Raw genomic sequence first — 13037 nt, forward strand, 5'->3', positions numbered from 1 at the left:
TATCGTGGCGGCTCGAACTGCACGACAGGTGTCCCGACCGCGATAAATCGCTCGACTACAACAGAGGGAGAGAAAGGAGTACGTTTCGATGTCAACCTCTACGCTTGTCAGGCCAACACAGCATAAAATCTACACCCCGAAGCAACGCTCGAACGGGCTGGTCGTGTCCCGCATCGCATGGTACGCGCTCTGTGTGCTGCTCAGCATTTTGATGATATTTCCGCTGCTCTGGATGATTACCATCGCGCTCAAAAGCACCAACACGATTCATCAGATCCCGCCGCAAATTTTCCCGCATGAGTTCCACTTTGAGAACTTCATTCTGGGGCCGGAGCAGATCCATTTCCCCCGGCTCTTTTTCAACACGGTGATTATCTCTGTTCTCAGTACGGCGGGGAACGTGCTGAGTTCGATGCTGGTTGGCTACGGCCTCTCGCGCATCCGCTTTCCAGGCCGCAAGTTCTGGTTCTATATCTTCGTCTGTAGCATCTTTGTGCCGCCGATGGTCGGGCTGATTCCGATTATGCGGCTGGTAATCAAGCTTGGGTTCTACAATACCTGGATACCGCTGATCTTACCGGCGTGGTTGGCTAATCCGGTCTTCATCTTTCTGTTCCGTCAGTACTCGATGGCGATCCCTTATTCGTATGACGAGGCGGCCAAGATGGATGGCGCGAACCACTGGACGATCTTCTGGCGCATCATGGTGCCATTGACACGGCCCGTGTGGATCACGATGGCGATCATGGCGTTCCAGGCTTCGTGGAACGATTATCTAACGCCCCTGATCTATCTGATCTCAGACGAGAAATTCCCGCTCTCGCTGGGCATGGCCTCGTTTGCCGGCATGTTTGGGGGTGTAGCTGTGACTCCCTACAACTATTTTATGGCAACAAATCTGCTGTATATGTTGCCGCCTCTCATCCTCTTCTTTGTGGCACAACGCTACTTTATGCAAGGGCTGGGCGCGCTCGGCTCTATATCAAAGTAGAAGACGAGAGAATTGTTCATTTCATTGTCATTATTCTCAATGCAAGGAGAGTAAGTATGAAACTGTGGAAGGCAAAGATTGGCCTTATCTTTCTTGTGCTGTTGACTACGGCGTTTGCGGCCTGTGGTGGCGATAGCTCGGGCGCAGCCGGTGGCAAGACCACCGTGAAGTATATGACGTGGGAAAGCACCACGACGAACGCGGCCATCGATGCGGCGATGAAGAAATTTTCAGATGCCAATATCACGATCTCGCGGGTCGAGTCGCCCAGCAGCGACTACGACCAGAAGATTTCGTCGATGATTCAATCGCAGAGCTTGCCGGATTTCTTCTGGTGTGGCAACGATCAGGAGCAGAACTGGGGTCAACAGGGCGTCCTCTTCGACTGGTCCAGTTACATCAACAAGACCGATGGTGGTTTTAACAAGAGCAATTTTGCCCCGGCCTCGTTGCAGAACTGGTACTCGGCTGATGGCTCCAAGCTTTATGGCCTGCCAACATTGATGAACACCTATGGCTATTTCTACAATGAAGATATGCTCAAGACTGCTGGTGTGCCAATTCCGACAACCGCCTGGACGTATGACGACCTGTTCTCAGCGGCGAAGGCTCTGACGAAGAAGGAGGGGAACAAGGTCACGCAATATGGCGCGTACGCTGGACCCTATACCGATCCATTCCTGCTGGGCCATTATGCACAGTCGGCGGGCGGCTCCAACTTTACTGATCGCGTGGTCTCGCCAACCAAAGTAACTGCCGATGCGAAATTTGCGGAAGGGCTGGAGAAGTTCGCAGCCGGTGTCCAGGCGGGCAATTTCACGTCGCCAACTTATACGATCAGCGACACCAACGCGGCATTCCTGGCTGGCAAGCTTCCTCTGCTCTGGGGCGGACAGTGGAACGCGGCGACCTACATGACCTCCAAGCCGTCATTCAAGATCGGTTTTGTACCGATGCCCAGCGCTGGCAAGCCGGTGCAGGTCTATGATGCGGTCGGCATCTGTTCGCCCAGCACGATCTCGAATCCTGATGCGGTCTGGAAGGTGATGATCTATCTGGAGACGCAGGGCTGGAAAGATATTCTGGCCGGTTCCCCGGTGGCTCCCGCCGCGTATCAGCCCGCCTCTTCGACCTATTATTCAACCTTGAAGGATAAGGGCATGGGTTCGGTCGCGGACACAGTGAACTATATCCTCAACACACCGACGAAGGGCGCGATTCGCTTCATGGCCCCCTGGTCCACGAAGGCAAACGATGTTGTCACCGCCAACTGGAACGATATGTTAAATGGGAAGAAGCCGATCCATCCCACGCTTGAAAATATGGTCAAGCAGATAAATGATATAATTGCTCAGAATAGTTAGCGTGCATAGATGATTGCTTGCTGATAGGGAGCAAAAGCGCCATCAGGCGAGCTTGATATCAATGCCATTTGGATAAGGCTGGTTTCTTGTCCGAATGGCATTCCCTTCTCTGGAATAGGGCGAGGACGAGCCATCGCCCCTACCATAGACGCCTGGGGAGGGTGAGGAGAGGCTATGTGGTGTGATGCGGATGTAGAGAGAGAAATGGAGCGGTGAACGTTACCCGAATATGGTAGGGGCGATGGCTTGTCCTCGCCCGGCTTGCTGGCAATGATGCTCCTCTGAGAGCTTACGATCAAACAAACGGAAACGGAACAGGAACAGATGGCGACACACCGTTACAGGACGGTATACCGGTGTATTGAAGACGTAAAGCGGCAATTGGGAGAGCAGACGCAACTGGCGACGTTGTTTGCCCAATGCTTTCCGAATACCCTGGAGACGACGACCGAGTTGCTTGAAGATGGAACCACCTTTGTCTTTACCGGCGATATTCCGGCACTCTGGTTGCGCGATTCATCAGCACAGGTCAATCCATATATCTCTCTGGCGGCGGATGATCCAGAGCTACGGCGAATGTTGCGCGGGCTGATTCAGCGTCAGGCGCGTTATCTCCAGATCGATCCCTACGCCAACTCGTTTAATCGCGAGCCGAACGGCAATGGGCATACGCAGGATCGGCCACGACAAGGACCGCACGTGTGGGAGCGAAAATATGAGCTGGATTCGCTCTGCTATCCGCTCAAGCTCTGCTATACCTACTGGCAGGCGACGCGGGACGAGACGGTCTTTACCGACGATGTGCTGGGCATGTTTCAGGCGATTATCGCGCTGATGGAGACGGAGCAGCACCACACGGAGCGGTCGGAATATCGCTTTGAACGGTTGGAGCCGTCCCCACCCTCCGATTCGCTGCCCTTTGAGGGGCAGGGGACGCGTGTAAACTTTACAGGTATGATCTGGTCCGGGTTTCGACCCAGCGATGATGCCTGTCGCTTCGGCTATCTGGTCCCGGCAAACATGCTCGCGGTCGTTGTACTGGGCTATCTGGCGACGATGGCGCGCGAGATCTACGATGATACGCTGCTTGCCGAGCGTGCCAGCAAGCTACAGGCGGAGGTTGAGCTTGGCATCCAGACCTACGGCGTCGTGGAGCATCCGCGCTTTGGCCGTATCTATGCCTATGAGACCGATGGCTTCGGCAACTACAACCTGATGGACGACGCCAACGTGCCAAGCCTGCTCGCGATTCCTTATATGCAGTATCGCCCGGCAGACGATCCAATGTATATGCGCACGCGCCGCTTTGTCTTGAGTGGAAGCAATCCCTATTATTTCCAGGGCCGTGCGGCGCGAGGCGTAGGAAGTCCCCACACGCCACAGAACTATATCTGGCCCATTGCGCTCTCGATGCAGGGGCTGACCGCAACGTCACGCGAAGAGCAGGACGAGGTGCTGGACTTGCTTGTTGGCACAACGGCAGGGACAAACTATATGCATGAAAGCTTCCACGCCGACGATCCGATGCAGTTCACCCGCCCCTGGTTCGCCTGGGCCAACAGCCTCTTCTCAGAGTTTTTATTGCATTATTTACGCGAAATATAATATTAATTATCGTACATCAACGAACGTATCCATTAAGCTCGTTTAAATGTCACAGGTAAATGCTTTACGCCGTAGACAAACGTGCTCTTGATCGGTTCCAGTTCGATCTCGCGGACGCGTCTGATATTGGTGAGCCGCTCAAGCATGATGGTGAGCGCGATCTTGGTCTCAATACGCGCGAGTGGTGCGCCGATGCAGAAGTGAATGCCGTGCCCGAAGGCGACGTGGCGGTTTGGCGTTCTGCTGATATCGAAAACGTCGGAATGGGGGAATTGTGCCTCGTCGCGGTTGGCCGAGCCGAGACAGGGCACGACAACCTCGCCCGCTTGAATAGCCTGATCGCCGATCTGTGTATCTTTGGCGACGGCACGCACTAGCAGTTGGACCGGCGAACGATAGCGCAACACCTCCTCAATCGCCAATGGGATCAGGGATTGATCAGCGCGCATCTGGTCCATGACCTCTGGCTGCTCGTCGAAACACAGAAAAGCGTTCCCGATCAGATTGGTGGTTGTCTCGTTGCCTGCCACCAGCAGCAGGATGCAAAAGCTCAATAGCTCTGGCTCAGTGAGATGTTGTCCGTCAATCTGCGAGGCAATCAGGTCGCTGATAAGATCATTTTTTGGCTGCTTGCGGCGCTGGTCGATGATTCCTTTGAAGTAGCTGCGCATCTCGCGCGACGCCTGTATCGCCTCTTCCTCGTGCGGGCTAACGATGGCATCCGACCAGCGTTTAAACTGATCGCGATCCGAAGTGGGGATGCCGAGCATTTCAGAGATGACGATGACCGGGAGTGGATAGGAGAGGTCGCTCACGACATCCATTCTGCCTTGATCTATGACGAGATCGAGCCGCTCGTTGACGATCTCCGTAATGCGTGGCGTCAGTTGTGCGATAGAGCGCGGCGTAAATGCCTGACTGATGAGGTTGCGGAGTTGCTTATGGCGAGGTGGATCGGTACTCAATAAGCTTCGTGCCGCCTCCCGCTCTTCTTCGGTCAACTGCTCATCTTGCCGACGCCTCGCGAAGACGCGCTCCGATGAAAATGTGTTGTAATCGTTGACGATGCGCAGTACGTCATCGTAGCGGAACACCACCCATAATTTCTCTTCTTCATTATAATTCACTGGATGCTCTTCACGCATCTTGCGATACCTGGGGAATGGATTGAGGACATCAGCAGGTTCGATTCGGCGACTATCCTCCACCGCTCGATGCTCCACCACCTCTTCTCGCAGCGTCTCGTCCAGATGTTTTTCAGAATGTGTACTCACGTATATGGCCTTCCTGAAGAAAATACAAAATATCTCTATAGATCCAGGAAGCACGCCCGCTCCTGGCTTGCTCAGGACATTTTGATGATGGTCCAACAACTCATATTCTGTAAGGACACGAAGCTGAGACAATGAATGTTTCATCATAGGTCATATCGGAGCAACAGGAGTTTCGCAGCACCCGGTAAATGGTCTGAAATGTGGATCTTGCATCTAGACGACCTTGCCGGAAGAAATATCCTTAGTCAACCAGCCGAAGAGATCGCACCACCATACGAGGCATACACGGTACGTGCAGCCTCATCGACCGGCAACAGTGCCGAGACCGCCGGATAGGTTTTGCTGCTGACGGAGATCTGCATATGCCGTACGCGTATGGGAAGTACCTGTCCGGTTGTCGCCATGCGAGCAAACACCAGCTTTGTCGGCGCAACCTCCTGCCACGTGGCTGCTTGCGCCTGTTCCCAGTACTCTTGAAAGTTTGGGATCTCATCACACCACTGTTTCACGAACTGCTGATACCAGGCATCATACTGGTAGAGCATGTTCTGTTGCTTGAAGCGTTGAAGGCCGTAAAGCACATGTTTTTGCCACATGGCGTGTGCCTCTGTATTTCTCATGGAGCACTCCCGAAGGTCCGGGTTGAGGAGGCAATGAACCATAGTACGCTGATGCGATGGAAGTGTATTGAGAGGTGGCAACTCCAGGAGGCGCAGGAAGAACTCGTTTGCGGCCTGGATCTGGAACGTGTGCGTGACCACGATTGCCGGGTAGGGCAAGGTCTCCATAATCTGTTGCGCCTGCTCTAACGCTTGCTGTAACGCATCGCCTTCCCATTCTGGTTGTTCAGGCAGATATTGTGCAGCCAGGAGTAAGTCGTTGCGCTCATTGAAACTACATTCCAGATAGTCGGCAATCTGCATCAGCATGGAACGGCTTGGCAAGCGGTTGGAGCGTCCGATCAGCCAGTTTTTATAGGTCAGGCAGGCTTCGTCATTGAGTTCTAGTTGCGTAAAACGTTTCAACTGAGGATGGGGTTGATCTCGATAATCCTCCTGGCGCTTCATGCGCACCTCTTCAATGACCTCGATCAGTTGATGGAGTACACGCGCATTCTCTTTTGAGGATGTATCATCCTCTTTCATTCCAGCTATTTGTCGTTGCATCATTTCCTCGCCCAATTCAGCATGATCTTCTAGAAAGGTCAAGCGTAGTTTTACTCTTGGTACAACAAATGTTCCCCCGTATAATCTTCCCAGATAGCAAAAGAGATCTTCTGTAGAAGAAAGGGAAAGAGTAAATGAGTACAATACGTGCGATAGTCATTGATCCTGATGTTCCAGGGCGGCTTGCCATCAAAGAGGTCGAAGCACCCCAGCCTGGCCCATCGGAAGCGCTTGTTCAGGTAGAGGCCATTTCTTTGAATCGCGGAGAGGTGTTGGGTGCCATGCACTTCGATGCAGGCTGGCGGCCCGGTTGGGATCTGGCTGGAACCGTCATCAAACAAGCTGCGAATGGGACAGGGCCGCAGGCTGGGAGCCGGGTGGTAGGTATGCTTAATGCCGGTTCATGGGCTGAACAGGTGGCAGTTCCTACAGACCGGCTGGCTGAGCTTCCTGACGGCGTGACGTTTGCTCAGGCGGCTAGCTTACCTGTTGCTGGATTTACTGCGCTCCGTGCGCTTGAGAAAGGAGGATTTCTCCTGGGCAAGCGTGTGTTGATTACTGGTTCTACAGGTGGGGTGGGACTCTTTACGCATCAACTCGCCAGGCTCAGCGGTGCCTATGTCGTCGGCACTGCTCGCCAGGTTCGCAACGAGGCGTTAGTGCGTGAAGCGGGAGCCGATGAGGTGATTGTAGGAGATGATCTCTCGCCAGCGCGAGCCTATGGCCCTTACGATCTGGTTCTCGAGTCGGTTGGTGGGAAAACGCTTGCCACTGCACTCTCTCTGCTGGCATCAGGAGGAACCTGCGTCACGATAGGCTGGTCAGCGGCAGCAGAGGCCACAATAGATGTCATGAATTTCGTTCGTACCAGTAGAACGACCCTCTATGGGCTGATTGTGGGTACAGAACCCGGGAGCCGTGCGAGATCTGAAGATCTGGCCTTGCTCGCGCAACTGGTGGCCAGACAGCAATTGAAGACATATATTGAGGTGGAGGCTTCCTGGCACGAAATTGGTGAGGTTGCGCAACGCTTACTGCAAAGACAATTTACTGGCAAAGCTGTTCTGCACCTATCATAAAGTAACGTTCGATCTGTCGTAGTACTTTGTCAACTTTCATCGCGTGGTTTTGGTGGGTATTCCCCCGAATATGGGAGGGGCGATGGCTTGTCCTTGCCTGCTATACCACAAATGATCGTAATATGAGATAGGGCGAGGACAAGCCGTTGCTCCTCCCATATTCGGGTGGTGCCTCCTCCTCAACACGCTGGATGCACCAATCATCGCGCAACTACGACATGAGGTTGATTATTTTCTCACACGATCAGCGCTGGCAACGTGGGCCAGCCGGGTGCGGCTGAAGTGGGGACGGCGGCGTAGACTTTTGCCTCCCAGGGAGAGAGCGGCTCGCGCCCAGCCTTCTTGGTTGGGACGGCGCGCTCTTGCGTGATCTCCTGCCAGCGCATGCCCTCCGGCAACCTGGGCCAGTTGTTGATGACATACTCGGCATCTGGATCATTGGAGGTGGCGTAATCGCTGAAGTTGGCGACGATAACCACCATGTTGCGGCTGCCGATCTCGCCACGCACCCAGGCCATGATGCGTTTGCCGTCGTTGCAATCGCTGTGGATAAAGCTGGTTTCGTTCGACCAGAGCGCCTCATTGTTAGTGCGCAGTTTGACGAGCCGGGCGATGTGATCGACGATGCGCGCTCGCCAGGGATCGTCGCGCCGCTCGAAATTGACGGCATCTAGCTGCTTCTCCGGCCCCTCCGCTGGCACATCATGCTGGTCCGCAAACTCTTCTCCGGCAAAGATCATCGGCACGCCAACGGCGGTAATCAAGCAGGCGAAGGCCAGTTTGATGCGCTGCTCCTTCTCGTAGATTCCGCTATTGTTGAGAAAATCGTAGAGCCGTTCGTTGCCGTAGCCCTCGACATCGTGTGAGGTGACGTAGTTGATCGCCTGTGAGCCATCGCCAAAACCGACGCGGCGACAATCGACCATCTTCATCACCATCTCCTCAAAGCTCTTCTCGTCTGGATGGACCCGACCGGTGATGGCGGCACGAATATAGCGCTTGAAGTATTCGTTCCACAGGCTATCCACCCGATGCTGGTGAATGAGATCAAGTGGCATGGCTAGCTCTTCGCCTGTCACCAGGAAGCGAGCGCCCGCAATCTCTGGATCATTGTACTGTTCCTGCCAGCGCGCCTGATAGATGCGGTGAGCCGTGTCCTTGAAGCTCTCGACGAAATCCCAATTGGCGATATTTACGATGCTGTCAATTCGTATGCCGTCGATGCGATAGGCGCGCATCCAGTGATCGAGGTAGGTCAACATAAACGAGCGCGCGGGGACCAGCTTCTTCGTCTCGCCGCTGAAGGGATCGTAGGCTTCGATTTCATGTGCATATTTGAAGAGATCACTGCCGAAGCCGTCGCGCCTGGCCCCATCCGAAAACTCTTCGGGATCGCCAGAGTTGGCCTGAACAAAGAAATCCGGGAAGTTGATCGAACGGTAGGGGTTGCGTGCGGCGAAGGCCATGACGACATCGGAGAAGAAGCGCACGCCGTTCTGATGGCAGGCGCGAATGAGCCTGGAAAGCTCCGTCGATGGTGCGCGCTTGCGTTCGTTGCTGTAAGACCCGAGATCGTGATCGGGCGTGAAGTAGTTAGTGGTCGCATAGCCCCAGCCTTCACTGACGAAACTATCGGCAGGTGGCAACAGTTCGATGGCCGTAACGCCCAGGTCGCGCAAATGGGCGCGTCCCTCTTGCAAGACGGCGATACCGAAAAAGCTGAAAGGAACAGACGCGGGATCGACCAGCGCCAGGACATCGCGAAAGGTGCCGCTTGCCACCTGCACGCCGCCCTGTTTGCGGGTGCGCGCCCACGCGGTCGGCAACTCATAGATGACCAGTTGCGTATTGACGGGCAGCGTCTCCAGCGGCGGATCGTTGCGCCAATCGGGGTGCTGTCCATCGGGATCACAGGAGAGCAACTTGCCATCTTTGTAGAGGACAACGCCTGCCGGGTAGCGGTCCTCGTCGCTGAAGGCCGGATCATCGGGACGGGGCGAAAGCAAGCGCCAATCGACGTTGAGCGCGAACGGATCGGTGCAGAGGATGCGCGGGTGGCTCTCTTTATAGCGGTTGCTATCGGTCACTTCAAACCAGTAATGATAGATGGTATCGTTCTTCAACTGGCAATTTCTGGCAGCAATATCCCACAAGCCTGAGCCTTTTGTCGAGGGCGACAGCGTGAATGCCTGCTGCTGAGCTAGCGTTGGTGGATTGCCCTGTTGAAATGTGCCAATAATCAACCTGGGCGCTGGCTCTGTGATGGCCGGGAGCCAGAGGGCAAAATGGGTCTTTTTATGCATCAAAAGATCGGCTGCTTGCTGGGTTGGAATACTGGTTGTTTGCATGAATGATCCTTTTTCCTTGCTCGTGCTGCTATCTATCAAATAGGAAGGCCGCTCTCTAGAAGCCTTCCCGTCGCAGGTATCGAGGCTATTTGTGCATGTGCTTGCATGCTCATCTATGTACACTCTTGAGCTTCCTTAAAAGGATACACTATGGCGCATATAGGATAGCCTGAAAGTGTTGTTGCGCGTCTGCAACCTCTGCTGTAAGAAACCTCCAACGCTGTATGAGCGTGATCTTGTATGAGTCTGGCACTATCACAGGTGCTATGGCGTGAGATGCAAGAGCTTTTGAGCGGAAGGAGCGGAGCTATGATTGTGATTATTGGTGCTGGCCTGGCAGGACTCACCTGTGCGAAACATCTGACGGAAGCTGGTCAACAAGTTTTGGTACTGGAAGCAACCAATCGTGTTGGAGGGCGTGTGCGAACGGACCTGCACCCGGACGGCTATCGGTTGGATCGAGGATTTCAGGTGCTTTTCACCGCCTATCCGGCCGCTCAGCGCGAGTTTGACTATGAGGCGTTGCATCTCTGTCGTTTTGCGCCAGAAGTTCTTCAGATCAAAGATGGCAAGCGGTATATGCTGGCCGATCCTTTGCGCCAACCGACCGCGCTGCTGGCAGACGTGAGCAATCCGCTACTCACACTGGCCGATAAAGAGCATGTGTTGCGCCTGTTGAAGACGGTGTTGAAGTTTTCGCCTGAAGGGATTCTGGCTGGCGATGGTGAGACCGATGGAGAAGATGAGACGACAGAACGCTATTTACGGCGCTGGGGTTTTGCCGAACACGGGTTTATCGAGCATTTCGCGCGCCCCTTCTTTGGCGGTATCTTTCTCGACCGCTCGTTAACGACAAGCGCACGGATGTTTCGCTTCGTGTTTCAGATGCTCGCTCGCGGGGATATAGTTGTACCGTCTGAGGGGATGCAACGCCTGCCCGATCAACTGGCATCGTCCCTCCCTGTGGATTCGATTCGCTATCAGGCATCGGTGAGCAAGTTATTGATAGAGCAAGGGAGAGTTATAGGCGTGCATCTGGCAAGCGGTGAGCAGCTTGCGGCAGAGCAGGTCATTGTTGCAACGGAGAGTCCTGTGGCGGCCAGATTGACCGGCTTGAATTTGCCAACAGAAGGGGTTGGTTGCACGTGCCTGTATTTTGTGGGCGATACACAGCTCTATCGTCAGTGCTCGATTGTGCTTTCTGCTGAGCCTGAGCCATACGTGAACTATGCTGCCCTCATGACCAATATTGCCCCAACCTATGCGCCGCCCGGCAAGCACCTGCTCTCCGTCACGACGCTTGATAGTTCCGAAAATGATGAGGAACGGATGGCCGAGCGCTGTCTACGGGACCTGGCAGGCTGGTTCCCCGAGCATAAACTCAGCAGTTGGAAATTCCTGACCGCTTATCGTATACCCTTCGCGCAAACTGCCCAGAAACCCGGCGTATTCGATCATTTGCCAGACGCGCACACGCCTATTGCGGGTCTCTATCTGGCAGGCGAATACACGCGCTCAAGCAGTATTCAGGGCGCGATGCAGAGCGGGGCCGATGCAGCTAAAGCGGTGCTCGAGAGCAATAGAGAGGTGATAATCGGAAAGGTATAGGGGGCGTTGGGTCATCCGTAGCGACAAGGGGGGATGGGCGGCGGACGTGGGGGCCTTGCGCTTGTCGCCGTTGGAAGCAATGATGGTTGCGAAAAGGAGATACCGGGGATTGGCCTGGGGAGGGCGACAAGCGCAAGGCCCCCGTAGCCACTCCACAGCACCCCTTGTCGCTACGGGCGGCGGAGCCTTCTCTCCCAGGCACATTTGTAGGATGTCAATAATTGCGTAGAATCATGCCTGTACAATTCGTGTGGATTTCCTATTTTCATGGAACCGTTCGACATATTGGCAGAAAAGTTCGAGTGTGCGCTCTGTGCCATCTTCGGTTTGCATGCGTTGTCCCAGCTCTGCGGCACGCTTGCACATGGCCTCATTTGTCACCGCCTCGCGAATCGCCTGCGCCAGCCCCTCAGCCGTGAGCTTCTTAAAGGGAATCGGTGCTGGTCCGACTCCTATAGCATGAATTCGTGCGCCCCAACTTGGTTGATCGGCGGCCATCGGGGTAACAATCGTTGGCACGCCGCTGCGCAAGCTCGCACCCGTCGTGCCAGCCCCGCCATGATGGACGATGGCAGCCATGCGCGGGAATAGCCAGCTGTGGGGTACGCTCTCCACCTTGAAGACCTGTTCCGGGAGTTGCTGCTCTTTGCCTATACCAGACCATCCGCTCGCCAGGACGCCACGTTGACCGGAAAGCTCCAGCGCACGCAGGAATAGTTGCAAGGTCTCTGCGGGATTGCGCACGGGCACGCTGCCCAGCCCGATGTAGACCGGAGGCGAACCGCTTGAAAGGAAATCGAGCAGTTCAGCGGGCGGTTGCCAGTCCGATGGCGGATCGGAGAAGTAATAGCCGGTGACATGAATGCGCTCGGGCCAATCGGCAGGGCGTGGCAAGACGAGCGGGCTGTATGCATAAAAGAGCGGCATCCCTTCGCGATTCTGGCGCTTTTCGATGCCCCAAAAAGGCAAAGGAGGCAAGTTCAGTACTTCGCTGCGCTGTTTATTGGCCCCTGAACGTTGCATTAACTGCCAGATGAATTGCTCGCTGAGCCACCAGAGCGCCCCATCGATGAGGGGACCATGATCTTTGCCATCGCCAAGCAAAAAGCAGGGAAACTCACGCGTCCTGGTCACGGGAAAGAAATGGATCTCCGCACATGGGATGCCCAGCTTTTCGGCGACGTTATACCCATAAATCGCTGTCGGCCCCTTGAACAGGATTGCATCTGATCCCTGGGCAATACGCCATGTCTCCACAACAGCGGCGTCAATCGCTTTCTTGCGCTGTTCCTGGCTATAGCGTATCAGCTTGAACAAATTGCCCGATTCCACCACTTCGTTGAGCTTTTCGTTCATAAACGATGAGAGCGGTGGACCCAACGGTGCAAAATCAATGCCATATTCGGCGGCGAGGGAGGCATAATCTGGCGAGGTTGCCAGCAGAGGAGCATGCCCCGCCTGTTTAAATTGACAACCCAACGCGATCAGTGGTTGAATATCGCCACGCGATCCAAACGAAAACATGGTAATGCGCATAGGAGTGCTTCCTTTTACGTTAATATATTTTCATCAAGACTACAGAGATTGTGTGCTGTGTCAGAT

Annotated in this window: 9 protein-coding genes; 5 read left to right on the forward strand and 4 right to left on the reverse strand. The window is 54.7% G+C overall.

The features are described 5' to 3' along the window. The first annotated feature begins 88 nt into the window (after window positions 1-88). From K3T83_RS46075 to K3T83_RS46085, 3 genes are all read left to right on the forward strand, one after another. On the forward strand, window positions 89-991 hold the full coding sequence (locus K3T83_RS46075) for a carbohydrate ABC transporter permease (RefSeq protein ID WP_220209881.1): 903 nt from the start codon (window positions 89-91) through the stop codon (window positions 989-991). Between the two features lie 56 nt (window positions 992-1047). Further along, window positions 1048-2355 carry an ABC transporter substrate-binding protein gene (locus K3T83_RS46080; protein WP_220209882.1) on the forward strand — a complete coding sequence of 436 codons (1308 nt, stop codon included), beginning with the start codon at window positions 1048-1050 and terminating at the stop codon, window positions 2353-2355. A 324-nt stretch (window positions 2356-2679) separates the two neighbouring features. Then, on the forward strand, window positions 2680-3960 hold the full coding sequence (locus tag K3T83_RS46085; RefSeq protein WP_220209883.1) for a glycoside hydrolase family 125 protein: 1281 nt from the start codon (window positions 2680-2682) through the stop codon (window positions 3958-3960). Window positions 3961-3992: 32 nt separating this feature from the next. Here the strand turns inward: K3T83_RS46085 and K3T83_RS46090 are convergent, their stop codons facing one another. Both K3T83_RS46090 and K3T83_RS46095 read right to left on the reverse strand, forming a co-directional pair. Next, entirely contained in the window at window positions 3993-5234 is a 1242-nt protein-coding gene (locus K3T83_RS46090; RefSeq protein WP_236065219.1) for a cytochrome P450, read from the reverse strand. A 245-nt stretch (window positions 5235-5479) separates the two neighbouring features. Beyond that, on the reverse strand, window positions 5480-6442 hold the full coding sequence (locus K3T83_RS46095; protein WP_220209884.1) for an MmyB family transcriptional regulator: 963 nt from the start codon (window positions 6440-6442) through the stop codon (window positions 5480-5482). A 92-nt stretch (window positions 6443-6534) separates the two neighbouring features. Between K3T83_RS46095 and K3T83_RS46100 the strand changes: the two genes are divergently transcribed. Further along, complete coding sequence (locus tag K3T83_RS46100) at window positions 6535-7479, forward strand: zinc-binding dehydrogenase (RefSeq protein ID WP_220209885.1); 945 nt, start codon at window positions 6535-6537, stop codon at window positions 7477-7479. A 236-nt stretch (window positions 7480-7715) separates the two neighbouring features. Here the strand turns inward: K3T83_RS46100 and K3T83_RS46105 are convergent, their stop codons facing one another. Beyond that, window positions 7716-9827 (reverse strand): alpha-amylase family glycosyl hydrolase, encoded by a 2112-nt coding sequence (locus K3T83_RS46105; protein ID WP_220209886.1) that lies wholly within the window; start codon window positions 9825-9827, stop codon window positions 7716-7718. 309 nt (window positions 9828-10136) lie between these two features. Between K3T83_RS46105 and K3T83_RS46110 the strand changes: the two genes are divergently transcribed. Beyond that, window positions 10137-11435, forward strand: coding sequence for an NAD(P)/FAD-dependent oxidoreductase (locus tag K3T83_RS46110; RefSeq protein ID WP_220209887.1), 1299 nt, complete (start codon window positions 10137-10139; stop codon window positions 11433-11435). Window positions 11436-11666: 231 nt separating this feature from the next. On the opposite strand, the gene K3T83_RS46115 is transcribed toward K3T83_RS46110, so the two are convergent. Then, window positions 11667-12971 carry a glycosyltransferase gene (locus K3T83_RS46115; protein WP_220209888.1) on the reverse strand — a complete coding sequence of 435 codons (1305 nt, stop codon included), beginning with the start codon at window positions 12969-12971 and terminating at the stop codon, window positions 11667-11669. Window positions 12972-13037: the final 66 nt, after the last annotated feature.

The organism is Reticulibacter mediterranei, assembly GCF_016587455.1.

Coding starts and splice junctions, on each gene's coding strand:
- K3T83_RS46075 (WP_220209881.1), top strand. CDS start 89: ATGTCAACCTCTACGCTTGTCAGGCCAACACAGCATAAAATCTACACC.
- K3T83_RS46080 (WP_220209882.1), top strand. CDS start 1,048: ATGAAACTGTGGAAGGCAAAGATTGGCCTTATCTTTCTTGTGCTGTTG.
- K3T83_RS46085 (WP_220209883.1), top strand. CDS start 2,680: ATGGCGACACACCGTTACAGGACGGTATACCGGTGTATTGAAGACGTA.
- K3T83_RS46100 (WP_220209885.1), top strand. CDS start 6,535: ATGAGTACAATACGTGCGATAGTCATTGATCCTGATGTTCCAGGGCGG.
- K3T83_RS46105 (WP_220209886.1), bottom strand. CDS start 9,827: ATGCAAACAACCAGTATTCCAACCCAGCAAGCAGCCGATCTTTTGATG.
- K3T83_RS46110 (WP_220209887.1), top strand. CDS start 10,137: ATGATTGTGATTATTGGTGCTGGCCTGGCAGGACTCACCTGTGCGAAA.
- K3T83_RS46115 (WP_220209888.1), bottom strand. CDS start 12,971: ATGCGCATTACCATGTTTTCGTTTGGATCGCGTGGCGATATTCAACCA.